The organism is Sphingomonas sp. PvP018 (assembly GCF_017876865.1).
Lineage (GTDB): Bacteria > Pseudomonadota > Alphaproteobacteria > Sphingomonadales > Sphingomonadaceae > Sphingomonas > Sphingomonas aerolata.
Genome location: NZ_JAGIOU010000001.1, coordinates 3,532,565 through 3,558,535 on the forward strand (window position 1 = coordinate 3,532,565; position 25,971 = coordinate 3,558,535).

Consider the following 25,971-nt stretch of genomic DNA (forward strand, 5'->3'; position numbering starts at 1 on the left):
CCCGTCCCCGGCTTTCGGCGTTACCTCCTGCGAACGCATATCCAGCGTATCCGGAAAGGTTCGTCCATGACTCTCCCCGCATCGCCCGTCTGGTTCATCACGGGTTGCTCCACCGGCTTCGGCCGCGATCTCGCCAGGCTGGTCCTGGATCGCGGGTGGCGCGCCGTCGTCACCGCGCGGAATGCAGACCGGGTCGCCGACCTTGTCGAGGGGCATGACGACACCGCGCTCGCCCTCGCGCTCGACGTCAACGATCAGGCGCAGGTCGCGGCGGCGGTCGCGGTGGCCAAGGCGAAGTTCGGCCAGATCGACGTGCTCGTGAACAATGCTGGCTATGGCTATCAGGCGACCGCCGAAGAGGGGGGCGAGGCCGAGATTCGTGCCCAGTTCGACACCAATGTGTTCGGGCTGTTCGCGATCACCCGCGCGGTCCTGCCGATCATGCGCGCACAGGGCAGCGGCAACATCGTCAACTTCACCTCGGTCGCCGGGCTCATCGGGTTTCCGGGATCGGGCTATTATGCGGCATCGAAGCATGCGGTCGAGGGCTGGTCCGACGCACTGCTTGCCGAGGTGGGGCCACTCGGCATCGGCGTGACCTGTGTCGAACCGGGCCCGTTCCGCACCGACTGGGCGGGGCGATCACTCCGCCAGACGCCGAGCCAGATTGCCGATTATGCCGATACCGCGGGCGCGCGGATGGCGGGGACGAAGGACGTCAGCGGGACGCAGGCCGGGGATCCGGTCCGGGCGGGCGAGGCGATCATCGCCGCGGTCGGCGAGGACGTGCCGCCGCGCCATCTGGTGCTCGGCGCATTCGGCTATGAAGCCGTGACCGCAAAGCTGCGCGAACGGCTGGCCGCGATTGAGGCGGCGCGCGACATCAGCCTGGGTGCGGACTTTCCAGCCGATGCGACCTGAGCGCACCAGGCGGCCCTGATGCAAAATAGGGCCGGGAGATCGCTCTCCCGGCCCTTTTCCTAACACTCGAAAGCGCGAACGCCGATCAGGCGCCGGCGACTTCCGTCGTGTCGACCTTGATCCCGGCACCCATGGTGCTCGAAACCGCGATCTTGCGGACATACTTGCCCTTCGCGCCCGACGGCTTGGCCTTGACCACGGCGTCAACCAGCGCGTCGAAGTTCGCGCGCAGGTCTTCTGCCGGGAACGACGCCTTGCCGATGCCCGAATGGATGATGCCGGCCTTCTCGACGCGGTATTCGATCTGGCCGCCCTTGGCGTCCTTGACCGCCTGCGCGACGTTCATCGTCACCGTGCCGAGCTTCGGGTTCGGCATCAGGCCCTTGGGGCCCAGAACCTTACCGAGACGACCGACGATGCCCATCATGTCCGGGGTCGCGATGCAGCGATCGAAATCGATCGTGCCACCCTGGATGGTCTCCATCAGGTCTTCCGCACCGACGACGTCTGCGCCTGCTGCGAGAGCCTCTTCAGCCTTCGCGCCGCGGGCGAACACGCCGACGCGAACGGTCTTGCCGGTGCCCTTGGGCAGCGTCACCACGCCGCGGACCATCTGGTCTGCGTGACGCGGATCAACGCCCAGGTTCAGCGCGACTTCGATCGTCTCGTCGAACTTCGACGTGGCGCCGGAGCGTGCGAGCGCGATCGCCTCGTCAATTGCGTGCAGCTTGACGGTGTCGACCGTGACGGCCTTCTGCTTCTTGGTCAGCTTTGCCATGATATCAGCCCTCCACCACTTCGAGGCCCATTGCGCGGGCGCTGCCTTCGATGATCTTCGTCGCAGCGTCGATATCGTTGGCGTTGAGGTCCTTCATCTTCGTCGTGGCGATCTCGCTCAGCTGCGAGCGCTTGATCTTGCCAGCGACGACCTTGCCCGGCTCCTTCGAACCCGACTTGAGACCGGCGGCCTCCTTGATCAGGTACGATGCCGGCGGGGTCTTCGTCTCGAACGAGAACGAGCGATCCGCATAGACCGTGATGACGGTCGGGATCGGCATGCCCTTCTTCAGTTCGCTCGTGCCGGCGTTGAACGCCTTGCAGAACTCCATGATGTTCACGCCGCGCTGACCCAGCGCAGGCCCGATCGGCGGCGCGGGCTTTGCCTCGCCTGCAGGGACCTGCAGCTTGATGTATCCGGTAATCTTTTTAGCCATGTCACTCTCTTGATAGGGGCCGCCCGCATAAGCGCGTACGGCCCGGTTTCGAGTCTAGCGGTACGAACGACGCACGCTCGACGCGCGTCTCCCGCAGGTTCCATCATCAGATGTTGGAAGCTGGCGCGCATAGCCGAGGCGTGCCGCTGGTGCAAGCCTGTGCACTGACCATTGGCGATCGCGGCGCAGGCGCCGGCCATGTCCCGGCGTCGGGATCGCCCGACCGGTCACAGCAACGGCTGGCGCTGAGTATGCAACCGATTGCAGTCCGAAAGTCTTCACCTTCACCGCAATGATCCAGATCAGCAAATTTCAAGTTATTCGTACAAGATGATCTAAATCATGAGCGAAAAGACGGCAAATGTGGCAAGTCCTGCGCAAGGAGAGATTAGGACAGCCATGAGAGCGGCCTTTGATCATGAAAGCGGAACATTGAGATTCCTTACAATGGCGCTCGGGCTTGCGCTTGGTCTAATGATCCCGCTTGGATTCATATTGGCATGCTCGCTTATACTTGACCGACCGGTGACGATACTTGTCGTCGGAATTATCGTTGGAATATCCGCAACCTATGCCCTGTCAGTGATCCTGATGCGGCCGTCGAAGCATGACGAGGAGCATGTCGGGGACGCTGGTCCCAAGGTTTCGCTTGCCATGATCTGCCTCGCGACCGCGCTGATCGTCTGCGGGTTGAGCATCTATGTGTCCGACCGGCCGCATTATCTTCTCTACCGGGATATGCCGCATATCGCCGCGGCGATGCTGTTCCTGCCCGGCATGCTCGTCGGGTCTGGCTGTATCCTGTACCTGATCGCCGGGCGCGCCGTCTCGCGCTAGGCCGCGCGGTTCGTCGTCCGGACCGCGCCAAAAAAGCGCCGATGCGCCCGGGGCACTATGGTGCCGGCCTATAATGGAGGCCGGACGTGTCGTTGCACGCCCGTCACTCCGAGAGTTTCGGCATGGATACGATGATCAACGTCGCGGACGACGGCGGCAGATGGGATATGGCGAACGCCCCGTTCGTCGTCGACGCGCTGGCGCGGTCGATCCCGACGGTGCAATTCTCGATGGAAGGCGAGGTGCTGGCGGTCAATGATCGCTATCTGCGCATCTTCGGTCGCGAGGCGCAGGACCTGATCGGCGGCCATCACAGCAGCTTCGTCCGGCTGACCGCGGCGGGGACGGCGGACTATGCGACCGTCTGGAACACGCTGCGCAAGGGGCGTCTGATCCAGACCGAGTTCGGCAGCGTCGCCAAGGATGGTCGCGAAGTCTGGTTGCAGGCGACCTATATGCCCGTGCTGGACAGCAACGGCGTCCCGCAGCGCGTGTTCAAGCTCGCCAACGATATCACGCATGAGCATCAGCACGCCGCGGACAAAATCAAGATGCTCGAGGCGATCTCGCGATCGACCGCGATGATCGAATTCGCGCTCGACGGGACGATCCTGTCCGCCAATCCGCTCTATCTCGCAATTACCGGCTATACCGAGACCGACATTCGCGGTCGGCATCACCGCATGTTCGTGACCCCCGAGGACGCCTGTGATCCCAGTTATGAGCGGTTCTGGGAACGGCTGCGCGAGGGGGAGTTCATACGCTCCGAATTCCGCCGGATCGGGCGGGACGGGCGGCCGATCTGGCTGCAGGCCAGCTACAACCCCATCCTTGACGCGTGCGGCAAGCCGACACGGATCGTCAAGATCGCGACCGACATCACCGAATCGGTCGAGCTGCGCCTCGAAAACGCGCATCACGCGTTCAGCGACGCGCTGACCCAGCTCGCCAATCGGCGACGGTTCAACCGGACGCTGGCGGAGGAGGTACGCCGCGCGATCCGGTCGGGTGACGACCTGTCGCTGATCCTCATCGACATCGATCATTTCAAGCGGTTCAACGATAATCATGGTCATCAGCAGGGCGATGCGTGCCTGCGGATCGTCGCGACCGCCATCCGGTCAGCGGTGCGGCGCGCCAATGATCTGGTCGCGCGTTTCGGCGGCGAGGAATTCGCGGTGCTGCTGCCCAGTGCCGGTGCCGATGTTGCGGCGACCGCGGCGGAAACGATCCGTGCGGCGGTCGAGACGTTGCGCGTCGACCATCAGGACGGAACACGCCCGGTGCTGACCGTCAGCGTGGGTCACGCATCGCTTAGCCGGGATCACCGCAGCGCCGACGTCCTCGCCGATGATCTCGTCGAGCGCGCGGACCGTGCGCTCTACCGGGCCAAGGAAGCCGGCCGCAACACCGTGTGCGACGACCGCGCCATCCATCCCAGGGGCTCCGTGACGCCGCCGTCCCGCGCGCCATTTTCCCGCTCGATCTCTCCCAAAGGATAACCCGAATGCTATGGTTCAAAGCCGACGCGCCTATCCGCCTGAAACTGTTGATCGCCTTTTCCAGTTTCGTCATTCTGGTCGCCTGCACCGCAATTGCGGGATTGGTCCTTAAGGGCACCGCGCTGATCGGCGCGGGCGTCGCGGCAACGCTGATTGCGGTTGGGCTTGGCTATACGTATCGCGAAATGATCGCGGTGCCCTATGTCACCACCGTCGTTCGCATGGAGGCGCTGGCCGCGGGTGATCTCGAGAGCCCGATCGAGTTCACGAACTTTCGCGACTGCGTCGGCCGCATGACCAAGGCGATGGGAACGTTCCAGGAGAATGCGCGGGTGCAGATTGCGCTGAACGTCGAGGCGTCACGCAACGCCGATGTGGTCAACCGCATGGCGCAGAATTTCAAGCAGGTGGCCGAGGGCAATCTGACTGTCGACATCACCGAGGACTATCCGGCGATCTACGAGGACCTGAAAGCGAACTTCAATATCGCGCTTGCCAGCTTGCGCGACCTGATCCGCTCGGTCGCGCAGGGCGCCTCCAGGATCCAGATCGGCTCGGGCGAGATTGCGCAGGCGTCCGAGGATCTGGCGCGGCGAACCGAGAGCACCGCGGCGAGCCTGGAGGAGACGTCGGCGGCGATCCATCAGATGGACAATCGCCTGAAGGATACCGCGCAGGGCGCGACGCGGTCGGTGGCGACGTCCGAGCAGGCGCTGAGCGCGCTCGATCATGGACGCCACAAGACCGACACGGCGGTCCAGGCGATGGAGCGCGTCAGCGATAGCGCAAAGGGGATCGACAGCGTCATCGAGGGACTCGACAAGATCGCGTTCCAGACCCGCGTCCTGGCGATGAACGCGGCGGTCGAGGCGGGACGCGCGGGCGATGCCGGACGTGGCTTTGCGGTGGTCGCCGATCTGGTGTCCGCGCTGGCGATGCGCGCGGAGGAAGAGGCCAAGCGCGCGCGCAACCAGCTGACCGTGACGCAGGTCGATATCGGTGCGGCGGTCGACGCGGTGCAACTGGTCGATCAGGCGCTGTCGGGGATCGTCGCCTCGGGGCGTGAAGCGGCGGATATTTCGCGGCAGATCGCGACCGACAACCAGGCGCAGGCCCTCGCGATCACCGAGGTGAGCGCCGCGGTCGGCAGCATGGACCAGGCGACGCAGAAGAACGCGGCAATGGTCGAGCAGACGTCCGCCGCGGCGCGGCAGCTCGCGCAGGAGGTCCAGCTGCTCGCACAGCACGCGCAACGCTTCGTCGTCGATGGCGGCGGGGTCCGGCAGGCGGCACCGGCCTCGGCGGCGCAGCCGGCAACGGGCGAACGCGACCATTATACGCTGGCGAGCGATACCCGGCGGCTGCCCGCCTCCGCGATCACCGCGCTGACCCGGCCGAGCTGGTAGGACTGACCAGCCGGGTCGGGTGCGGGTCCTGGTCTAGAAGCGGGCGCGCATGCCGAGCCGGTAGATGCGGCCGAGCGTGTCGTAGAGCGCGGGGTTCACGTCGAGGCCGGTATTGGTCTGCGGCGCGGGTTCGGGATCGTGATCGAACAGGTTGTCGACCTTGAAGAACAGGCTGACCTGCTTGGACAGGTTCACCGACCCGCCGAGATCGACATAGAAGGCGCCCTTCATCGTGTTGTAATCGATCGTCGGGTTATTGGCGGTCGAAGCGGGGCAGGCGGTCGTGCACACGACATACTGGCTGCCGAAATTGCCGTCGGAGAACCAGCGTTCCTGCAACGTCAGGCTGAAGAGGTCATTGTCGTAGCTCTGCGTGGCGAGCCATTTCCAGTCGGGCGTCGCCCCATTGTTGGCGCCCGCCTGGTCGACCGTCGCGACGCCGGCGATGCCCGCCTTCACAAGGAACTCGCGGACATTGGTGCCGAGCGCGCGGAGGGTGAAATTGCCCGGCAGGCCGAGCGGCCGCTTCCACTGGTAGCTCGCTTCGATGTCGAACCCGCTGGTCTTCCACGAGGCGAGGTTGAATGGCTGGACGTTGATGAAATTGCCGCCCTGGGTCGGGCTGTTCAGCACGAAGCCGCCGCAGAACGCCTGATTGCCCTCGAAGCAGAAGCGCACGATCTGGTCGGCCGACAGCGTCGAGATCACGCCGTCGAGCTTGATGCTGTAATAGTCGAACGACAGGCCGAGCCCGGGCAGCCAGGACGGGTGCGACAGGACGATGCCGGCTTCGGTATTGCGCGCGATCTCGGGCTTCAGGTCCGGATTGCCGATGGTGTTCTGGAACGCCTGGACGCCGCCGCCGGGGGGGAAGGGGTTGGTGAAGTTGGGCAGCGTCGTGACGGTCGGTGCGGCGAACAATTCGGACAAATTGGGCGCGCGGACGTCGCGCGACGTCACCGCGCGCAGGCGGATGCCGTCGAGCGGCGTCTCCCAGGTGCCGCCGATCTTCCACGCCCAGATTGTCCCCGACGTGCTGTAATGCGTGACGCGGCCCGCACCGTTCAGGTTCGCGCGACCGATCGCATCGCCCTTGAACAGCGGCAGGTTCAGCTCGAGAAAGCCTTCATAGACCTCGTATTTGCCGCCACCGTTCTTGTAGTTGCCCGCCGCCCAGTTGCTGCCGAGCGTCGAATTCAGCAGCGGGTCCGCGGGATAGTCGGCGCTGTTGGGGCTGAGCGCAGTGACGCCGGCGCCATAGGGATCGCCGTGGACGCGGTAATATTCCCGCCGATATTCGCCGCCGAACGCGACCGCGAGCGGCCCTGCCCAGAGGCCGAGCGGCTCGCCCGAGAAGTTGAGGCTGGCGACGTCCTGCGTCAGCTTGGTCCGCTGCAACGGTCCGTTGACCGGCGTGACATAGGCAAGCGCTGCGGCGGAGGGGGGCGACCCGCCGAAGATGTTGATCGGCTGACACCCTGCAGCGCGCGCGGCGGCGTCGGCGCAGACGATCGCGCCGTTCAGCGTGATCGCGTTGGCAGCCGCGACATAGCGGTTCTGCAACACGGTGTTCTCGACATCGATATGCGCGATCGTGATGCCATGTTCGTAATAGCCGTCATAATTCCAGTCGGTGCCGGCCAGATCGAACCGCCCCTTAAGCCCGCCCACGAACCGGTATTGGCGGCGGTCGGTCTGCACCAGCGGATCGGGGAAATTGCCGTTGCTCGTGCCGAAGCCGAACTGCGTGATCCCGGCGGTCGCACACCGATCGCGGATCAGCTGCGGCAGATACGGATTGGCGCACTGTACGGTCAGACTGGGGCGATTATAGCCTGGGCTCGGCTGGTTGCTGGTCTTCACCTGCGCGAGGTTGACGGTGACATAGGCTTCGTTGTTCTCGGCAAAGTCGAAGCCGACGCGGGTGAAGCCGTTGAGGCGTTCGAGCGAGGATTTGAGCGACGCGCCCGACCCCGGCGCACCCGACAGGTCGCCGCCGACGCAGAAGCTGTTGCCGGGGAAGCAGCCGGTCACGCCACCCGTCCCGGTCGGGCGCCCGTTCGATCCATAGTTGAAGTTGAACGGCGCGCCATTCTGGTCGAACGCGATCCCCTGTAGCGGGCCGTTGTTGATCAGCCCGAACCGCGCATATTGATAGGGCTGGGCATAGTCGCGATAGTTGAACTGCGGCAGGCCGTTATTCGCCTGGCCGGTATTGACCAAAGTCGTCGCGCGGTACCAGTCGCGCCCCTTGGCGAGATCGGTGCCGAAATCGCCGGGCCCGACGCCGTCCTCATGATCATATTCGGCGCTGACGATCAGGTGCAGCCGGTCATTGAACAGCGATTTGCCGAACGCCGCCTGGACCAGTGCCTGCTGATCGTCGCCGTAATTGGTGATGCCGCCCTGGATATTGCCCTTGAACCCGGTGAACCGCGTGTCGGTGATGAAGTTGACCACGCCGCCGACTGCGTCCGAGCCGTAAGAAGCGGACGCACCGCCCGTGACCACGTCGACGCGCTTGACGAGCAGTTGCGGGAACATGCTGATGTCCGGAACGCCCGTCACGTTCGCGCCGACGACGCGTTGCCCGTCGAGCAGGGTCAGCGTCCGGATCGGCCCGAGGCCCCGCAGCGAAAACGAGCTGAGCCCCTGCGTGCCGCTCGACGTGCTGAACGTGCCGGTCGCCGCGCCGGTCGAGCCTTGCAGCGACGGCAATTGCGCGATCGCGTTGAAGATGTTCGGCTGGGCATTTTTGAGGATCTGTTCCTCGCCGATCACGGTCGTCGGCGTCGGCGCGTTGAACCCGCTGGTGGTGATGCGCGTGCCGGTGACGACGATGTCGGCCGCGGACGGCGGTGGCGGGCTGTCCTCGGCGAGCGGCGTCGCCGGCGTCACGGTCGGGGGCGGGGCCGGGGGGGCGGTCTGGGCGAGAACGGGTGTCCCGATCAGCGCGATCGCCGACACCATCATCCCGGTCGCGGTGCCGCCGATGCGTGCGGCAAAATCTCGGTCGTGCCTGGCCTTCGCCATGATCCCATCCCCTTTCGGTCATGGCCCAGGCCGTCTGTCCGGTCCGGGTCCGCAATCCGTTATGCGGCGATCCTATCGTGGACCGGCGGGGGGAACATCTACGACCATCGTCGCAACGTTCGAGGTGCAATCAGGGCATGAGGCGTTTGCGGCCCTGCGACAAATGCCAGCGCATCGCCAGCGCGGCGCCGTCGGCATCCTGCGCCCGGATCGCCTCGACGATCGCGTCATGCTCGTCCATCATCGCGCCGATCACCTCCGGCGCGCGCGACCGCGATATGTCCACGCCGGCGCGCAGGATCCGCATCACCGCATCCTGGAGATGCTCGAACACCGGCAGGAACGCCGCGTTGGCGGTCGCCTCGACGATTGCGCGGTGGAGCAGCCAGTCCTCGTCATGGGCGGGGGCGTTCGAGAGCAGCGCCGCGCGCAACGCCTCGAGCGCCTGCTCGATCGCCGCGAGCTGTTCGTCCGAGCGTCGCTGCGCCGCGAGCCGTGCCGCCTCCGCCTCGAGCACGAAGCGGACCTCATAGGTGCCGAGCGTCGCGGCAAGCGCATCCATTGGCATATGCGTGCCGAGCCGCGCGGACGGCCGCCGCTTGACATAGGAGCCCGCGCCAAGCCGCGCCTGGGTGATGCCGTCCGAGGCGAGCCGGGCCAGCGCCTCGCGAACGATCGTCCGCGACATGCCGAACATCGCCGCGAGCTTCGCCTCCGATGGCAGCCGATCGCCGATCGCGAGTTCCTCGTCGGTGATGATCCGCACGATCGCGGTATAGGCGCGATCCGCCAGCCGCCCCTCGCTCACGGGCACCCGCCCCCTCTCGTCACCGCATCCTGTCCCATCTCAGACGACATAGCTCAGCGCCAGGACGAGGACGAGGCCGACCACCGAGATCGCGGTCTCGAGTAGCGACCAGGTGCGGAAGGTGTCGGCAGTACTCGTGCCGACATAGCTCTTGACCAGCCAGAAGCCGGGATCGTTGACATGGCTGAAGAAGACCGAGCCGGCGCCGATCGCGAGCACGACGAGTTCGGGGGATACGCCCGAATTCGCAACGACGCCGGGCATGATCCCGACCGCGGTGATCGTCGCGACCGTCGCCGACCCCGCCGCGAGCCGGATCGCGACCGCGACGAGCCAGCCCAGCAGCAGCGGGGAGATCGCATACATCAGCACCGTCCGGGCGAGCAGGTCGGACAGCCCGGCGGTCACCAGCACCTGTTTCAGTGCGCCGCCCGCGCCGATCGCCAGCAGGATCGCCCCCGCCGCGCCCATCGTTTCATGCCACACCGCGTCCTGGATCGCCGCCTCGCGCAGCCGTCGCCCGAACAGCAGCGGCAGCGCGACGAGGTTGGTCAGCAGCAGCGCGACGACCGGGTTGCTCGCCGCGACGAGCCAGCCCGCTCCCTTGAGCGCGGGCATCATCTGCCCCAGTTCGCCTGTCGCGATCATCAGCACCGGCAGCAGCACGATCAGCAGCGACCAGAGCCGCGGCGGCGGTGCTATAGCGAGCCCGGCGTCGGTCGCGACCGGTGACGCCAGCCGGACGCCGCGCGTCGTGATCTTCGCCAGCAGCGGACCCGCGATCACCGCGGTGGGGATGGCGATCAGAATGCCGTACAGCATCGTCCGCCCCAGATCCGCGCCCAGCGCCTCGACCGCGAGCAACGGACCCGGATGCGGCGGGACGAGCGCATGGACGACGCCGAGCCCGGCCAGCGCCGGCATGATCAGCCGGAGTTTGGCGGCATCGCGCGCCGGGCCGTCCTCGCCCGTCATTTCCTCCGCGGCGGCGACGACGATCGGCAGCAGCAGGACGAGCCCGGTTTCGAAGAACAGCGGCAGGCCGACGACGATCGCAATGCCCAGCGTTGCCCAGGGGGCGGCGCGTGCGCCGGTCATCTGCAGCGCGCCGCGGGCGAGCGACGCCGCGGCCCCCGACAGATGCAGCATCGCGCCAAGCGACAGGCCGAGCGCGACGACCAGCCCGGTCCCGCCGATGATGTCGCCGACACCCTTCTGCACCGCCTTGGCGACGTCGGGCAGCGGCAGGCCGGCCAGCAGCCCGACGGTGAACGCACCGCACAACAGGCCGATAAAGGGATGCAGCCGGCCGCGGACGATCATCACGACGGCCAGCGCGATGCCCGCCAGCGCCGCGATCACGAGCCTCAGGTCGCCGCCGATCACGGATGGGTGCCGTTCGTTCGCATGCGACCGCGCTGTGACTGCATCATCGACATCACTCCCAATGATCCGACGACGCGTTCGCCTGCCGGTTTTATAACAGCTGTAGGACAGGTTTCTGTCTGACGACACCGAAAAGGCTTGATCACCGCGAAAATGCGGAGGCATAGTGAAGACCTGTCCAACCGACTCCGCAAGAGAGATGGGTGGACGGGCACTGAGAAGCCTTTGACCGCGGCGATCGACCGGGGCGTGAAAAGCCGACAGCAGAGGAGGATGACCATGGACGGGACTGCCCAGACCGCACGGCAAATCCAGCACGCCCCCGCGACTTCGAACGCAATCTCGAACGCGACTACGAACGCGGGCCAGGCGCTTGCCATGCGCGCTCCGCTGCCGCGGCTGACGCCGACGCAGATCAAGGTCCTGCGCGGCGTGCATTCGGGATTGCTCAACAAGCAGATCGCCTTCGATCTCGGCATCGCGGAAGCGACCGTGAAGGCGCACATGACCGCGTTGATGCGCAAGCTCAACGTGCGCAACCGCACGCAGGTCGCGGTGCTCGCGCATACGCTCATGCTGCAGGCGGCCTGACCCGGCTACGACCTTTGTCGCGCCTGAAGCGATCAGCGGCCTTCGTTAGGCCGGCAGCCGGGCGGCACTCACGGAGAGATGAATGATGGACGTGAAATGGCTGGCGGGCACGGCGCTGTTGCTGCTCGCGACCCCGGCGTTCGCCGGGACGACGTCGGTCTATCGCACCGCGCCGGCCGATCCGCGGGCGATCACGGTCCGCGGCGTCGGCGATGGTCGCGCCGATGACAGCGCCGCGATCCAGCAGGCGATCGACGCGGCGGCGGCGGGCGGCAAGGGCGGCGTCGTCTTCCTGCCATCGGGCCGGTACCGGATCAGCCGGACGATCTTCGTCCGCTCCGCGGTCCGCCTGTTCGGGGTAGGGGCGACCCGGCCCGAGATCCTGCTCGCCGATAACAGTGCGGGCTTCGCATCCGGGGTGGCCGTGATGGTCAGCTTCACCGGCGAGGATCAATACCGGGTCGGCAAGGCGCCGGTGCCGCCGCGGACCAGCGTGCCGTTCGATCCGAGCATCTTCGACGCGACGTCGAGCACCTTCTATTCGGCGCTGTCGAACATCGACTTCCGGATCGGCGCGGGCAATGCGGGCGCGGTCGCGGTGCGCTTCCGCGTCGCGCAGCATGGCTATCTGCGGCATGCCGACTTTCACATCGGATCGGGGCTGGCGGGCGTCTATCAGGCGGGCAATGCTTTCGAGAATCTGCGCTTCTTCGGTGGGCGCTATGGCATAATGTCGGAAAAGACGTCGCCCGCATGGCAGTTCACGCTGCTCGACTCCGAGTTTTCCGGGCAGCGCGATGCCGCGATCCGCGAGCATGAGGTCGATCTGACTCTGGTCAACGTCGTCATCCGCGACACGCCGGTCGGTATCGAGATCGATCGCGGCTATTCGGATTCGCTGTGGGGGAAGGACGTCCGGTTCGAGAAGGTCACGCGCGCCGGCGTCGTCGTTTCGAACGAGGGCAGCGTCTTCACGCAGATCGGGTTCGACAATGCGGTGGCGGTCGACACCCCGACCTTCGTGCGGTTTCGCGACAGCGGCAAGACGGTGGCGGGATCGGGCGCGCGCTACCGGGTCAGCGACTTCTCCTATGGCCTGAAGCTGCCGGCGCTGGGTGCGATCGGCGACTATGCGACCGACGTCGCGATGACGCCGCTCACCCGCACGCCCGCGCGGCCCGCGCGCGCGATCCGGGCCATGCCGCCGGTTCAGGACTGGGCCAATGTCCATGATCTCGGCGTCAGGGGCGACGACGAGACCGACGATACCGCCGCATTGCAGCGCGCGGTCGACACGCACCGCGTGCTGTATTTCCCGACCGGGCGCTACCGCGTCACCGACACGATCCGCCTCCGGCCCGACACCGTGCTGATCGCGTTGCATCCCGGGCTCACGCATCTCTATCTGGCCGATTTGACACCGGCTTTCATGGGGGTCGGGGGCCCCAAGGCGCTGATCGAAAGCGCCAAGGGGGGCGATGCGATCGTGTCCGGGCTGGGGCTGTGGACCGGCGGCGTCAATCCGCGCGCGACCGCATTGCTGTGGAAGGCGGGCGAGGCGTCGATGGTCAATGACGTCAAGATCCAGGGCGGCGGCGGCACTGCGCTGACCAAGGGAAGCCCGATCGGCTTCGGTGATCCGCGTGCGCGCTTCGACGGGCAATATCCCAGCATCTGGGTGACGGACGGCGGCGGCGGCACCTTCGCCGCCTTGTGGTCCCCCAACACGCTGGCATCGGCGGGGTTTCACGTGTCGAACACCAGCACGCCGGGCCATGTCTACCAATTGTCGGCCGAGCATCATTATCGCGCCGAAATCGTCCTCGATCATGTCGCGAACTGGGAGTTCCTCGCGCCGCAGACCGAGCAGGAGGTTCGCGACGGCGTCGACGCGATCTCGACCGAGATCCGCCATTCGCGCAACATCCTGTTCGCCAATTATCACGGCTACCGCGTCACCCGCTCGATCAAGCCGATGGATGCGGCGATCAAGCTCTACGAGTCGGGCGATATCCGCTTCCGCAATGTCCATGTGAACGCCGAAAGCGGGTTTGCGAGTTGCGATGCAAAAGGCTGCGGCACCTTCCTGCGGGCGAGCAAATATCCCTTCGAGAACGCGATCAAGGACATCACCGGCGGGCAGGAGGTCCGCGAGCGTGAGTTCGCCCGGCTCGACGTGCCCGCGGCGCCTGCGCCCAAGACCCCGGTTACCGCGGCGGTCGAGAAGCTCGCCGACGGCTTTTATTCGATCGCTGGCGGTGCGGTCGACGCGAACGGCAAGCTTTACTTCATCGACCGCCATTTCCAGCGCATCCATGGCTGGTCGAAGCGCGAAGGTCTGTCGATCGTCGCGGAGGCACCACTCGATCCGGTCAATCTGATGGTCGATCGATCGGGGCGGCTGTTGGTCCTGTCGTCGGCAGGACGCGATGCCACGGTCTACAGCATCGATCCGGCAAAGCCCGCCGACGTCCAGGTCATCGCACCGACCGCGATCGCCGAATCCGGCCCGGCGAACAAGGATGCCGCCATCGTGCTGCCGGTCAACGTCTGGGAAAACGGTGAATTCGCGGACCGGATCGATCCCGTCAGCTATCAGTATCCGACGATGGCGGACCTGTTCGCGGCGAAAATGGGCGAGGCCAAGGCGGCGCAATATGTGTCGCCCGACGGTTCGCTCGCGCTGCCCGCCTTTCGCGTGTGGAATCAGGGGCCGGACGATCATCAGGGATGGCGCTGGTCGGATACGCTGAACGCGAACGGCTTCGTCGCCGCGCGGCCCGGCGAGCGCGTCGTCCTGACCAACGCGTCGGAGAATCGCACCTATAGCGGTCTGGTCGGGGCGCAGGGCAGGGTCACCGACCTGAAGCCGGTGGCCGATCGCGGCGGGGAAAGCGTCGCGCGCGATGCCGCGGGCCGGCTCTACGTCGCCAATGGGCAGGTGTTCGTCTATGATGCCGGGGGGGCGCTGGTCCGGCGGATCGACGTGCCCGACCGTCCGCTGCAGCTGGTGATCGGCGGCCCCGACAACCACACGCTCTTCATCCTCACCCACCATGCGCTGTACGCCACCGCGATCTGAGGACGTGCGCGGTGGTGCGGTCGGGTGGAGGAGTGGTGCCGGTTGCAGGAATCGAACCCGCGACATCCAGTTTACAAAACTGGCGCTCTACCAACTGAGCTAAACCGGCAGCGGGCGCCTCATGCGTCAGGTGACGCCGAACGTCCAGCCTTCGGTTGCAGCAATAAGCGAAGTCATCGCCCGAGGACACCAGAAATCGGCGTTCTTCGCATTGGCGCGGAGCCAGGCCGCGGTCAGGATCGCGTCGGTCGCATGGTCGTCATAGCGCGTGAGGGGGCGGTGCGGTGCGGAGCCGAGCGCGGCGAGCGCGGCGTCGAGCGTCACGCCGTCGCGCATCTTGCTGCGGCCGACGGGGCGCCCCGCGGCGCGCGCGGCGATGCTCGTATAGATTTCGACGATCGCGGCGCCGGATCGCGGCGGCGCGTCGAACGGCCAGACCGGGATCCGCCCGTCGAGACGGTGCAGCAGGCGCATCCCGGCAAAGCTCGCCTTGGCGACCTGCGCCGCGCCGATCGCGTCATACACGGTCGAGGGTTTGCGGCTGCCGTCGTCCGGCATCTCGCACCGACGCCAATGCAGGAAATCGGCCTTGGCCCCGTCCGCCGCGCCGAGATAGAACTGCGTGCCGCGGCGGCGCTCGATGAACGACGCGGCGCCGAGATCGGGATCGTCGCTCTGCGCGTCGACCATTGCCCAGAGCGCGCGGGCATCGGCGGTCGGCGGTTCGCCGGGCAGATGCGCACCACGGGTCACGAAGGGGGCGGAAAAGCTGAAGTCGAAGCCGGCAAGCAATGGCAGGTCGCGGCGAGCGACCAACCAGTCGAGCACCGCCTGGCGTGACCAGATCCCGTCCGGTGCGGGGACAAGCGTCGGGGCAGCGTGATCACGGCCACAGATCGCAACGGCGATCCCTTTGTGCCGCTGTCCTTTCGCGCCGGACCAGTCGATCGCGACGAACTGCGCGAAGTGATCGGGGGTCATCGAAGACGCACGCAGCACACATTGACCCGGCGGGGCGCGGGCCGTCCAGTCGTCTCACAGGCGTTCATGCGCGGCTAGGCGTCCTTGGCCTGCCGGCGTTCGTCCCACCAGGCGAGCCGCTCGGCAATACGCTTCTCGAACCCGCGGTCGGTCGGCGCGTAGAAGGTCTGCGGCGTCATCTCGTCGGGCCAATAGTCCGACCCCGAAAAGGCGTTCTCGGCATCATGGTCATAGGCATAGCCCTTGCCATAGCCGATATCGCGCATGAGCTTGGTGGGGGCGTTGCGGATCGCGGCCGGCGGCATCAGCGACCCCGTCTCGCGCGCCGATTTCCAGGCCGCCTTCTGCGCCTTGTAGACCGCGTTCGATTTAGGCGCGGTGGCGAGATAGACGCAGGCCTGGGCGATCGCGAGTTCGCCTTCGGGACTGCCGAGGAAATCATAGGTGTCCTTGGCGGCGATGCACTGGACCAGCGCCTGGGGATCGGCGAGGCCGATATCCTCGACCGCGGCGCGCGTCAGGCGGCGCAGCAGGAACAGCGGTTCCTCGCCCGCGGTGAGCATCCGCCCGAGATAATAGAGCGCCGCCTGCGGATCGCTGCCGCGGATCGATTTGTGCAGCGCGCTGATGAGGTTGTAATGCCCTTCGCGATCCTTGTCGTACACCGCGACGCGGCGCTGGAGAAAGTTCGACAGCCCCGCCGGATCGAGCGGTTCAGGCAAGTCGACCGAGAACAATGTCTCGGCCTGATTGAGCAGGAACCGGCCATCGCCGTCTGCGCTGGCGATCAGCGCATCGGTCGCCTCGGGCGTGAGCGGGAGCGGACGGTCCATCAGCGTCGCCGCGCGGGTCAGCAGCAGCTCGAGCGCGCCGCGTCCCAGTCGCTCGAGGATCAGGACCTGCGCACGGCTGAGCAGTGCCGCGTTGAGCTCGAAGGACGGGTTCTCCGTCGTCGCGCCGACGAGCGTCACCGTGCCGTCTTCCACATAGGGAAGAAACCCGTCCTGCTGCGCGCGATTGAAGCGGTGGATCTCGTCGACGAACAGCAGCGTACGCTTTCCCAGGCGCGCATGGTCGCGGGCTTCGGCAAACGCCTTTTTCAGATCGGCCACGCCCGAGAACACCGCGGAGATCGCGACGAACCGCAGATCGACTGCGTCAGCAAGCAGGCGCGCGATCGTCGTCTTGCCGGTGCCGGGCGGTCCCCAGAGGATGATCGACGACAGCCGTCCCGCCGCCACCATCCGCCCGATCGCGCCGCCTGCGCCGGTGATGTGATCCTGCCCGACGACCTCGTCGAGCGTCCGCGGGCGCAGGCGATCGGCAAGCGGTGCGTTTTCAGGATGCGCGTCGGGCGGGGGGGCGGGTTCGAAACCCGCGAAAAGGTCGGCCATGCTCGCAATGTAGTCGATACGGACGACTGTGCCACCCTGGGCCTAGCCTCGCGTTCCGCCGTATGAGGACGCGTCTCCTGCCCAAGACATGCAAAAGATATATCTTGAGGGATCTTGCGACGCGCGGCTAAAGATATATCTTGTACGTATCGGGATGCGCTCGACAGGAGATTCGAATGTTCATGCACATGCACGGCCGCGGATGCGGTCATCGTGACGGACACCATGCCGCGATGGGCGGTGGTTATGGCGGCGGCCGGGGCGGCGGACGCTTTGCGTTCGCGTGGGGACCGGGTGAGGGTGAGCGGCCGGGCGGCGGGCGGCAGCGACGGATGTTCGACGGGGGCGAACTGCGCCTCGTCCTGCTCAGGCTGATCGCGGATTCGCCGCGCCACGGCTATGACCTGATCCGCGCGATCGAGGAGCTTACCGGGGGCGCCTATGCGCCGAGTCCGGGGGTGGTCTATCCGACGATCACGCTGCTCGACGAGATGGGGCTGATCGAGGAGCAGCAGTCCGAAGGCGCCAAGAAGCGCTTTGCGATCACGCCGGCCGGCACCGCGCATCTCGACGAGAATGCAGAACAGGTCGCGGGTTTGATGGCGCGGCTGGCGGCGGTCGGCGAGCACCGCGAACGCGCGGATCGGGCTCCGATCCGGCGCGCGATGGGCAATCTGCGCCATGCAGTGCAGGACCGGTTGCTCGGCGACGGCTTTTCGGAAGAGGCGGCGCACCAGGTGGCGGCGCTGATCGACGAGGTCGTCCAGAAGATCGAGCGCGTGAAGTGAGCGTGTCGGTCGCACGCGTGCCGACGCAATCAGCGAGCCGGTATCTTCAGCAGCTCGCCAAGCACTGGAGCCACAAGATGGAGGTGCGCTTCACCGAACAGGAGGGGCGTATCGCGTTTCCGGGTGGCGCGGTGCTCGAGCTGCGCGCGGACAGCCAGACGCTCGACGTCGCGCTGACGATGCCCGAGGGCGGGGATGTCGAACGGATGCGCGACGTGGTGTCGAGCCATCTCGACCGGTTCGCATTTCGCGAGGCGCCGCTGACGTTCGATTGGGTGGACGCGTAACCGGACGGTCGCGCGTCGCATTCAATCACCGGTGCCGGCGCGCCGTCACCGCCAGATAGGTGTCGAGTACCGTCTGGTTGATCGTATCCCAGCGATAGCCCGCGGCATTGGCGTGCCCGGCTTCGCCCATCGACTGCCGGAGCGCGGGATCCGACACGATCCGACCGATCGCATCCGCATAGGCGCTGATATCGGTGGGCGGCACGAGGAAGCCGGTCGTGCCGTCCTCGATCAGGTCGACCGCGCCGGTCGCGCGCGCGGCGACCACGGGCACGCCCGCCGCCATCGCCTCAAGCGTCACGTTGCCAAAGGTCTCGGTGATGCTCGGGTTGAAGAACACGTCCATCGACGCGACCGCGCGACCGAGCGCGTCGCCCGACTGGAAGCCGGCGAACACGGCTTCGGGGACATGGCCCGCGAACCAGTCGCGCGCAGGACCCTGGCCGACGACGACGACACGGTGCGGCACGCCGCGGCGGCGCAATTCAGTGACCACGTCCGCAAAGACGTCGAGGCCCTTTTCCTTCACCAGCCGGCCGAGAAACCCGACCACCATCTCTTCGTCCGCGATGCCGAGCGACCGGCGCCAGGCCGTGTCGCGACGCGCCGGGTTGAACCGCGCGTGATCGATACCGCGCGACCAGATGCCAATCGACGACTTCACGCCCCAGCCGCGGAGCAGCTCGGCCATGCTGGGCCCGGGCACCAGGACCTCTTCCACACGGTTGTAGAAGCGCGTCAGCCGCTTCTTCGCGATCGGCTCGAGGAAGCCGAGCCGGTAATAGCGGAAATAGGTCTCGAACCGGGTGTGGAAGGAGGCGACGGTCGCGATGTCGCGTTTGCGCGCATAGGCGACCGCAGCATGGCCGAGGAATTCGGGTGCCGAGACATGGACGATATTGGGGGCGAACGCGTCAATGTCGCGGCGGACGCGCGGCGTGATCCCGAGTGCGGCGCGATATTCACCGCGTCCGCCGACCAGCGGGATCGCGGGCACGTCGACCAGATCACCGATCGCGGGGAAGGCGGGCTCCGCTACCGTCGGCGAATAGACCCGCACCTTGACGCCGCGCGACAGCAAATGGCCGACGAGCAGGTTCAGCGACTGGTTCGCACCATCGCGGACGTAATTATAGTTGCCGCTAAACAGGGCCACGCGGAGGTCGGTCGGCTGCATCGCTCGGGCGGATAGCGTTGCCCGTCGGTTAGCGCCAGACAATCCTCTGTCGCCGAGGCGGTGGCGTTTCGCGGCGCGGGCGATCGCTGTTCCCTTATCGTTCCTATCTGGCTACACCGCGGCGATGGCGAAAATTCAGAAACGGTATGTGTGTCAGGCGTGCGGTTCGGTCGCATCGCGCTGGGCCGGGCAATGCGCCGACTGCCACGAATGGAACACGCTGGTCGAGGAGGCGAATACCGCCGCGACGCCGTTTCATTCGAAACACAATCTGCAGACCGGCGGCCGCGCGATCCAGCTCGTCGGGCTGGATGCGGAGATCAAGCTGCCCGACCGGATGGCGACCGGTATCGCCGAGCTCGACCGCGCACTGGGCGGGGGCTTCGTCGAGGGGTCGGCCACGCTGATCGGCGGCGATCCCGGGATCGGCAAGTCGACCTTGCTGTTGCAAGCGGCGGCGAAGATGGCGCTTGCGGGCCAGTCGGTGGCCTATGTCTCGGGCGAGGAGGCGGCGGACCAGGTCCGGCTGCGCGCGCGGCGGCTGGGGCTTGGCAACGCGCCGGTGCAGCTCGCGGCGGCAACCTCGACGCGCGACATCCTGACGACGCTCCAGGCAAGTCCACCGGCGATGCTGGTGATCGATTCGATCCAGACGATGCATTCCGACCTGATCGAAGGCGCGCCCGGTACGGTCAGCCAGGTACGGGCATCGGCGCAGGAGCTGATCCGGTTCGCCAAGGAGCGCGGGACCGCGGTCGTGCTGGTCGGCCATGTGACCAAGGACGGCAGCATCGCGGGGCCGCGCGTGCTCGAGCATATGGTCGACACGGTACTGAGCTTTGAAGGCGAGCGTAGTCACCAGTACCGGATCCTGCGCGCGATCAAGAACCGCTTCGGCGGCACCGACGAGATCGGCGTCTTCTCGATGCAGACCGAGGGGCTGGCGGAGGTGGGCAACCCGTCGTCGCTCTTCCTGACGACGCGCGACGACGCGATGACCGGCGCGACGGTGTTCCCGGCGCTGGAGGGGACGCGACCGGTGCTGGTCGAGATCCAGGCGCTGACGGTGCGGCTGGCGAGCGGCGCTACGCCGAGGCGCGCGGTGGTCGGATGGGATTCGGGGCGGCTGGCGATGATCCTCGCAGTGCTAGAGGCGCGGTGCGGGCTGAGCTTCTCGTCGGCCGAGGTCTATCTGAACATTGCCGGCGGGTACCGCGTGCAGGATCCGGCCGCCGATCTCGCGGTCGCTGCGGCGCTGATATCGGCGATGGCGGAGCGTCCCGTACCGGTCGACGCGGTCGCGTTCGGCGAGGTCGCCTTGTCGGGCGAGATCCGGCCGGTCGCGCACGGTCCGCTGCGTCTGAAGGAAGCGAGCAAGCTGGGGTTCGAGCGCGCGCTGGTCCCCGCGTCGATGAGCGACGAGAAGAGCGGCATGCGGCTGTCGGGGTTCAAGACGCTCGCCGCGTTCGTGGACCACATGCTCGGGCGGGGATGAGTCGGGCCGAGGCGTCCGGCGTCGGGGCCGGCGACCACGGGGTGGCGATGAACGGGCGGTTCGCGCGGCTGCACTAGCGGTTCGCGGCACTCGTCCCTATTCCAGACATCATGAACCTCACCGCCCTCGATGTCATCGTCCTGCTCGCGGTTGCCGGCGCCGCCGTGCTCGGCTTGATTCGCGGATTCGTGACCGAGGTGCTCTCGATGTTCGCCTGGGTCGCGATGGTCGCGATGCTCAAGTTGTTTCACATCCCCGTCGCGGCGGCGCTGACGCCGGTCATCGGGACCGTCAGCGGTGCGGCCGTGCTCGCCTTCGCGCTCATCACCGGGCTTACCTATATCGGCGGGAGGCTCGTCGCCAACGCGATCGGTGCGCGGACGCGGACGTCGATCCTGGGACCGGTCGACCGCGCGCTCGGATTCGGGTTCGGGGCGCTGAAGGGACTGATCCTCGCAAGCCTCGTCTTCCTGCTGGCGACGCTGGTGATCGACACGATGAGCGGCGGTGCGGCGCGGCGGCCCGAATGGATGACCCGCTCGCGCACCTATCCGCTGCTCAATGCGACAAGCGCGAGCATCGCCGATTTCGTCGATCGCCGCCGTCGCGGCAAACCGGTGTTCGGCACGAAGCCGAACGTTTCCCGATCCGATACCGCAAGTGAGCCGACCCCATGAACGCCCCCCTCTACAATGCCGAGATCCTGCGTCTTGCCGCGTCGATCCCGTATCATGAGCGCCTGACCGCGCCGATGGCGACTGCGGAACGCCGCTCGCCGATCTGTGGCAGCCGCGTGACGGTGGACGTCGATATGGGCGCGGATGGGCGCGTCGCCGCGGTTGGGCTGCTGGTGCGCGCCTGTGCGCTGGGTCAGGCGTCCTCGTCGTTGCTCGCCTCGAGCATCGTCGGGCGGACGCCTGCGGAGCTGGCGGCGGCACGCGATGCGATCACCGCCTGGCTCGCGCGCACCGGCGACGCACCCGACTGGCCCGGGATGGATGTCTTCGCACCCGCACTCGACTATACCGCGCGGCATCCGTCGATCCGTCTCGCTTTCGAAGCGGCGGCGGAGGCGGCCGAGGCCGCGGCGAACAGCGCGTCGGGTCATGCGGAGGTGTCGGTCACGGCCCCCGCGAGCGCAGCTGCCGGGACCGATGTCTGATGCATGACGGCACGCCGACGTCGCTGTTGCGGGACGGGGTGGTCCTGCTCGGCTTCGGGCTGGTGTTCGTACTGCTGTTCCGAAGGATCGGCCTCGGCGCGACGCTGGGCTATCTCGTCGCAGGGGCGGTCGTCGGGCCGCATGTCCTGGGGCTGGTGGGTGACGCGGAGGCCAAGCTCGGGTTTGCGGAACTCGGTATCACGTTGCTGCTGTTCATCGTCGGGCTCGAACTCAACCCGACCCGACTGTGGCGGATGAAGCATGAAATCTTCGGGCTGGGCCTGATGCAGGTGGTCGCCTGCGGTCTCGCGATCACCGCGATCGTGTGGCTCGGTGCGCGCTTCTCGCTCCCCGCCGCGCTCGCGTTGGGGCTGCCGCTCGCGCTGTCGTCGACTGCGCAGGTGTTGCCGATGCTGCAATCCTCGGGGCGGATGCGGACGCCCTTTGGCGAGCGTGCCTTCTCGATCCTGCTGTTCCAGGATCTGTCGATCGTCCCGCTGATCACGATCGTCGCGGCGATGAGCCGTAATCCCGCCGATGCGAATGCGCCCCCCGGATGGCTGCTCGCGCTCTACACGGTCGCCGCGGTCGTCGGGCTGATCATCGCCGGGCGGTTTCTGTTGCGGCCGTTCTTCCGGCTGATCGGCAATATGGGCGAGCGCGAGATGTTTGTGTTCGCCGGCCTGTTCACGGTCATCGCCAGCGCCGCAGTGATGGAATGGCTCGGCCTGTCGACGGCGCTCGGCGCGTTCATCGCCGGCGTGATGCTCGCGGACAGTCCGTATCGGCATGAGCTGGAGGCGGATGTCGAGCCGTTCCGGTCGATCCTGCTCGGACTGTTCTTCCTCGCGGTCGGCATGCTGCTCGATCTCGGCGCGATCGCCGAACGGCCGCTGTTCGTGCTGGCGATGGCCGCGGCGCTGATCGCGACGAAGACCGGCGTGATCATGGCGATCGGCATGGCGTTCAAGATGACCTGGCGGCAGGCCTTCGCGCTCGGCCTGTTGCTGAGCCAGGGCGGCGAATTCGGGTTCGTGCTGTTCGCACAGGCGCAGGCGGGGCTGCTGATCGATCCGGAAGCGGCGAGCCTGTTCGGCGCGATCATCACGCTGTCGATGGCGACGACGCCGTTCCTGATGGGGATCACCCGCCGGTTCCGGACCGAGCCGATTGCACCGGGCACCGATCGCGAGGGCCCGGTCGCCGATGGCGCCAATGCGATCATCGTCGGCTATGGCCGGTTCGGGCAGACGGTTGGTCAGATGCTGCTGGCACAGGGCATCCCGGTCACGCTGATCGATACCGATATCGAGATGATCGACATTGCAGGCGAGTTCGGGGCCAAGGTCTATTACGGCGACGGCACCCGGCTTGACCTGTTGCGCCAGGCGGGGGCGGCGGACGCCGAACTCATCTGCATGTGCATCGACGGCGATCAGATCGAACCCGAGACGATCGCGGCGATCCACGAGGCGTTTCCCAAGGCCGAGATCTATGTCCGCGCGTTCGATCGCCGCACGCTCGTCAAGCTGAAGAACGGCCCGGCGACCTATGTCGTTCGCGAGGTTCTCGAATCGGCGGTCAAGATGGCGCGGCTTGCGCTGCGCGGGCTCGGCGTTGCGCCGGCCGAGATCGATCGCGCGGAGGAAGCGTACCGGGCGCGCGACAAGGAGCGGTTGCGCATCCAGATCGCCGCCGGCGACATTCGTGCGGCGCGCACCGAAACCGCGCAGCGCTTTCCATGGGGGAATGATCCACAATGATGCTCGTGGTTCTGGCGGCGTTGTCGGGCGCCATCGCGGTCGCGGCGGGGGCGTTCGGTGCGCATGGCGCAAGCGGTCCCGCGGTGGAGTGGCTGAAGACGGGCGCGCAGTACCAGCTTATCCATGTCGTCGCGGCGCTGGTCGCGGTGCGGATGGAGGCGCGGGGGCCTGCCTGGCTGTTCGTCATCGGCGCGGCGATCTTCGCGCTGACGCTCTACGCCATGTCGCTCGGGGCGCCGCGCTGGTTCGGTGCGATCACGCCGATCGGCGGCGCGTTGCTGATTGGCGGCTGGCTGTGGCTGGCGTGGAGCGCAGCGCGCAGCTGACGGTGCTGCTGGGCTAGCGTTTCTTGCGGCACGCGTCCGAGCAGTAGATCACCGAATCCCAGTCTCGCGCCCATTTCTTGCGCCAGGTGAAGGGCCGTTCGCAGGCGGGGCAAATCTTCGTCGGCAGGTTCTGCTTGGCGACGCCATTGGGCATTAGCGGGGCTCCGCGTCGAGGAAGGCGGCGACGTCGGCGAGGTCGACGGTCGTGTCGAGATAGGTCCGGCCGATCCCGCGGGCGAGCAGGAAGGGCAGGGTGCCCGCCGCCATCTTCTTGTCGTGGCGCATGTGATCGACGAGCGTCGCGCCATCCGCGGCGACATGCGCGCCGGCCAGTCCGTCGGGGAGCTGAACCGCACGCCAATGGGCCGCCACCCGATCGGCCTCGTCGCGCGAACAGAGCCCGTGGGCCGCCGAATAGCGGAACGCCAGCGCACAGCCCGCGGCGACGCCCTCGCCGTGGATCAGCGTCTGCGAGAACCCGGTCTCGGCCTCGAGTGCATGGCCGAAGGTGTGCCCAAGATTGAGCAGCGCGCGCGTGCCGGTCGTCTCATGCTCGTCCGCCGCGACGATTCGGGCCTTGGCCGAGACGCTGTGGATGATGGCGTATTCGCGCAGCGCGATGTCGCCGGCGAGCAACGCCGCACCGTTCGTCTCGCACCAGGCGAAGAAGGCGGGGTCGTCGATCAGCCCGTATTTCACCACCTCGGCATAGCCGGCGCGTAACTCGCGGATCGGCAGCGTGTCGAGCACCTGCGGGTCGATCAGGACCATCGCCGGTTGGTGGAAGGCGCCGATCAGGTTCTTGCCCGCACGCGTGTTGATCGCGGTCTTGCCGCCGACCGAACTGTCGACCTGTGCGAGCAATGTGGTCGGGATCTGGACGAAGCGGCAGCCGCGCTTGAGGATGGCGCAGGCAAAGCCGACAAGATCGCCGATCACGCCGCCGCCAAGCGCGACGACGTGATCGCCGCGCTCGATGCCGATGTCGAGCAGCCGGTCGCACAGCCGTTCCAGCGTCGCCCAGCTCTTCGATCCCTCGCCGGGCGAAAGCACGATCGCCTCGCTGGCGACGCCGTGCGCCGTGAGTGACGCCTGTAGTGTCGCCAGATGGCCGCTCAGATTCTCGTCGGTGACGATCGCCATCGTCCGACCGCGCGCGAGCGGCGCCAGATGGTCGCCGGCCTTCTCGAGCAGCCCTGCCTGGATGTGGATCGGATAGGTCCGTGCGCCCAGATTCACGGTGATGACGGTCATAGGCCGATGGCTTTCAGGATGGAGGCGACGGTCGCCTCGTGCGGCGCCTTGTTGCTGGCGATATGGATATGCGCCTTGGCGTAGATCGGGTTGCGGACACGCGCGAGCTCGGCAAGTACCTGGCCCGCGTCGCGGTTGCGCAGCAGGGGGCGGGTGTTGCGACGCCCGACGCGTTCGACGAGGATCTCGGGCGGTGCGCTGAGCCAGATCGCGGTGGCTTCGGCGAGGATCAGGCTGCGCGTCTCGTCGTTGATGAACGCGCCGCCGCCGGTCGCGATGACCTTCGGCGTGCCGTCAATCAGCCGCGCGATCACGCGGCGCTCGCCATCGCGGAAATAGGCCTCGCCATATTTGGCGAAGATCTCGCTCACGCTCATGCCGGACGCCGCCTCGATCTCGTGATCGGCGTCGACAAAGGGCAGCCGCAAGCGGTGCGCGAGGCGGCGGCCGACGGTGGTCTTGCCCACGCCCATCAGGCCGACGAGCACGATCGGGGGGCCGCTCCAGGGGGCAATCGGGTTGTGGCTTTGCAACATCGCGGTCCGCGCTATACAGCGGCACTGC

At 66.9% G+C, this 25,971-nt stretch carries 24 protein-coding genes and 1 tRNA gene; 13 read left to right on the forward strand and 12 right to left on the reverse strand.

The annotated features are described in order from the left end of the window. Nucleotides 1-66 precede the first annotated feature (66 nt). Nucleotides 67-921 (forward strand): oxidoreductase, encoded by an 855-nt coding sequence (locus tag J3A66_RS15770; protein WP_209569918.1) that lies wholly within the window; start codon nt 67-69, stop codon nt 919-921. A gap of 85 nt (nt 922-1,006) precedes the next feature. Here the strand turns inward: J3A66_RS15770 and rplA are convergent, their stop codons facing one another. Both rplA and rplK read right to left on the reverse strand, forming a co-directional pair. Continuing rightward, nucleotides 1,007-1,699, reverse strand: coding sequence for a 50S ribosomal protein L1 (gene rplA, locus J3A66_RS15775; protein WP_031439626.1), 693 nt, complete (start codon nt 1,697-1,699; stop codon nt 1,007-1,009). A 4-nt stretch (nt 1,700-1,703) separates the two neighbouring features. Continuing rightward, nucleotides 1,704-2,135, reverse strand: a complete 432-nt coding sequence (rplK, locus tag J3A66_RS15780; protein ID WP_031392847.1) for a 50S ribosomal protein L11 — start codon at nt 2,133-2,135, stop codon at nt 1,704-1,706. Between the two features lie 525 nt (nt 2,136-2,660). Here rplK and J3A66_RS15785 point away from each other — a divergent pair. From J3A66_RS15785 to J3A66_RS15795, 3 genes are all read left to right on the forward strand, one after another. After that, on the forward strand, nt 2,661-2,972 hold the full coding sequence (locus tag J3A66_RS15785; protein WP_152555395.1) for a hypothetical protein: 312 nt from the start codon (nt 2,661-2,663) through the stop codon (nt 2,970-2,972). 122 nt (nt 2,973-3,094) lie between these two features. Beyond that, nucleotides 3,095-4,474 carry a diguanylate cyclase gene (locus J3A66_RS15790; protein WP_209569920.1) on the forward strand — a complete coding sequence of 460 codons (1,380 nt, stop codon included), beginning with the start codon at nt 3,095-3,097 and terminating at the stop codon, nt 4,472-4,474. Between the two features lie 5 nt (nt 4,475-4,479). Continuing rightward, nucleotides 4,480-5,880 (forward strand): methyl-accepting chemotaxis protein, encoded by a 1,401-nt coding sequence (locus J3A66_RS15795; RefSeq protein WP_081874137.1) that lies wholly within the window; start codon nt 4,480-4,482, stop codon nt 5,878-5,880. Between the two features lie 33 nt (nt 5,881-5,913). On the opposite strand, the gene J3A66_RS15800 is transcribed toward J3A66_RS15795, so the two are convergent. The 3 genes from J3A66_RS15800 to J3A66_RS15810 form a co-directional block, all read right to left on the reverse strand. Continuing rightward, entirely contained in the window at nt 5,914-8,913 is a 3,000-nt protein-coding gene (locus tag J3A66_RS15800; protein WP_245336841.1) for a TonB-dependent receptor, read from the reverse strand. 130 nt (nt 8,914-9,043) lie between these two features. Continuing rightward, complete coding sequence (locus J3A66_RS15805; RefSeq protein WP_037529848.1) at nt 9,044-9,721, reverse strand: FCD domain-containing protein; 678 nt, start codon at nt 9,719-9,721, stop codon at nt 9,044-9,046. Between the two features lie 39 nt (nt 9,722-9,760). Continuing rightward, nucleotides 9,761-11,107: a gluconate:H+ symporter gene (locus tag J3A66_RS15810; RefSeq protein WP_348634067.1), complete on the reverse strand. Its 1,347-nt coding sequence runs from the start codon at nt 11,105-11,107 to the stop codon at nt 9,761-9,763. Nucleotides 11,108-11,485: 378 nt separating this feature from the next. Between J3A66_RS15810 and J3A66_RS15815 the strand changes: the two genes are divergently transcribed. Together J3A66_RS15815 and J3A66_RS15820 are read left to right on the forward strand one after the other, a co-directional pair. Further along, the gene (locus tag J3A66_RS15815; protein WP_037529849.1) at nt 11,486-11,698 is read left to right on the forward strand and encodes a LuxR C-terminal-related transcriptional regulator; all 213 of its coding nucleotides are present in this window, start codon (nt 11,486-11,488) and stop codon (nt 11,696-11,698) included. 85 nt (nt 11,699-11,783) lie between these two features. After that, nucleotides 11,784-14,780, forward strand: coding sequence for a glycosyl hydrolase family 28-related protein (locus J3A66_RS15820; protein ID WP_209570542.1), 2,997 nt, complete (start codon nt 11,784-11,786; stop codon nt 14,778-14,780). A 33-nt stretch (nt 14,781-14,813) separates the two neighbouring features. Here the strand turns inward: J3A66_RS15820 and J3A66_RS15825 are convergent. The 3 genes from J3A66_RS15825 to J3A66_RS15835 form a co-directional block, all read right to left on the reverse strand. Next, nucleotides 14,814-14,889: transfer RNA gene (locus tag J3A66_RS15825), tRNA-Thr, on the reverse strand. A 17-nt stretch (nt 14,890-14,906) separates the two neighbouring features. Then, a complete protein-coding gene (locus J3A66_RS15830) occupies nt 14,907-15,761 on the reverse strand; it encodes a hypothetical protein (protein WP_209569923.1) in 855 nt (284 codons plus the stop codon). Nucleotides 15,762-15,835: 74 nt separating this feature from the next. Next, a complete protein-coding gene (locus J3A66_RS15835; protein ID WP_056406173.1) occupies nt 15,836-17,155 on the reverse strand; it encodes a replication-associated recombination protein A in 1,320 nt (439 codons plus the stop codon). Between the two features lie 233 nt (nt 17,156-17,388). On the opposite strand from J3A66_RS15835, the gene J3A66_RS15840 reads away from it, so the two are divergent. Both J3A66_RS15840 and J3A66_RS15845 read left to right on the forward strand, forming a co-directional pair. Then, nucleotides 17,389-17,943, forward strand: coding sequence for a PadR family transcriptional regulator (locus J3A66_RS15840; protein WP_245337109.1), 555 nt, complete (start codon nt 17,389-17,391; stop codon nt 17,941-17,943). Then, entirely contained in the window at nt 17,940-18,230 is a 291-nt protein-coding gene (locus tag J3A66_RS15845) for a DUF2218 domain-containing protein (protein ID WP_209569925.1), read from the forward strand. Before J3A66_RS15840 ends, J3A66_RS15845 begins: the two co-directional genes overlap by 4 nt. Before the next feature lie 25 nt (nt 18,231-18,255). Here J3A66_RS15845 and J3A66_RS15850 read toward each other — a convergent pair whose 3' ends face one another. Next, entirely contained in the window at nt 18,256-19,407 is a 1,152-nt protein-coding gene (locus J3A66_RS15850; RefSeq protein WP_209569927.1) for a glycosyltransferase family 1 protein, read from the reverse strand. Between the two features lie 124 nt (nt 19,408-19,531). Between J3A66_RS15850 and radA the strand changes: the two genes are divergently transcribed. From radA to J3A66_RS15875, 5 genes are all read left to right on the forward strand, one after another. Then, a complete protein-coding gene (gene radA, locus J3A66_RS15855) occupies nt 19,532-20,902 on the forward strand; it encodes a DNA repair protein RadA (RefSeq protein ID WP_209569929.1) in 1,371 nt (456 codons plus the stop codon). Between the two features lie 110 nt (nt 20,903-21,012). After that, nucleotides 21,013-21,579 carry a CvpA family protein gene (locus tag J3A66_RS15860; protein WP_031439610.1) on the forward strand — a complete coding sequence of 189 codons (567 nt, stop codon included), beginning with the start codon at nt 21,013-21,015 and terminating at the stop codon, nt 21,577-21,579. Further along, nucleotides 21,576-22,064: an iron-sulfur cluster assembly scaffold protein gene (locus tag J3A66_RS15865; protein WP_209569931.1), complete on the forward strand. Its 489-nt coding sequence runs from the start codon at nt 21,576-21,578 to the stop codon at nt 22,062-22,064. The genes J3A66_RS15860 and J3A66_RS15865 overlap by 4 nt, the downstream gene beginning before the upstream one ends. Next, a complete protein-coding gene (locus tag J3A66_RS15870) occupies nt 22,064-23,827 on the forward strand; it encodes a cation:proton antiporter (RefSeq protein ID WP_209569933.1) in 1,764 nt (587 codons plus the stop codon). The genes J3A66_RS15865 and J3A66_RS15870 overlap by 1 nt, the downstream gene beginning before the upstream one ends. Continuing rightward, the gene (locus J3A66_RS15875) at nt 23,824-24,153 is read left to right on the forward strand and encodes a DUF423 domain-containing protein (protein ID WP_209569936.1); all 330 of its coding nucleotides are present in this window, start codon (nt 23,824-23,826) and stop codon (nt 24,151-24,153) included. Before J3A66_RS15870 ends, J3A66_RS15875 begins: the two co-directional genes overlap by 4 nt. A gap of 13 nt (nt 24,154-24,166) precedes the next feature. Here the strand turns inward: J3A66_RS15875 and J3A66_RS15880 are convergent, their stop codons facing one another. Genes J3A66_RS15880 through J3A66_RS15890 form a run of 3 tightly spaced genes read right to left on the reverse strand, consistent with a single transcriptional unit; the run spans nt 24,167 to nt 25,943 of the window. Next, the gene (locus J3A66_RS15880; RefSeq protein WP_081874135.1) at nt 24,167-24,307 is read right to left on the reverse strand and encodes a DUF2256 domain-containing protein; all 141 of its coding nucleotides are present in this window, start codon (nt 24,305-24,307) and stop codon (nt 24,167-24,169) included. Beyond that, on the reverse strand, nt 24,307-25,407 hold the full coding sequence (gene aroB / locus J3A66_RS15885) for a 3-dehydroquinate synthase (protein ID WP_056674726.1): 1,101 nt from the start codon (nt 25,405-25,407) through the stop codon (nt 24,307-24,309). Before aroB ends, J3A66_RS15880 begins: the two co-directional genes overlap by 1 nt. Further along, nucleotides 25,404-25,943: a shikimate kinase gene (locus tag J3A66_RS15890; RefSeq protein WP_031395245.1), complete on the reverse strand. Its 540-nt coding sequence runs from the start codon at nt 25,941-25,943 to the stop codon at nt 25,404-25,406. Before J3A66_RS15890 ends, aroB begins: the two co-directional genes overlap by 4 nt. Between the last annotated feature and the right edge of the window lie 28 nt (nt 25,944-25,971).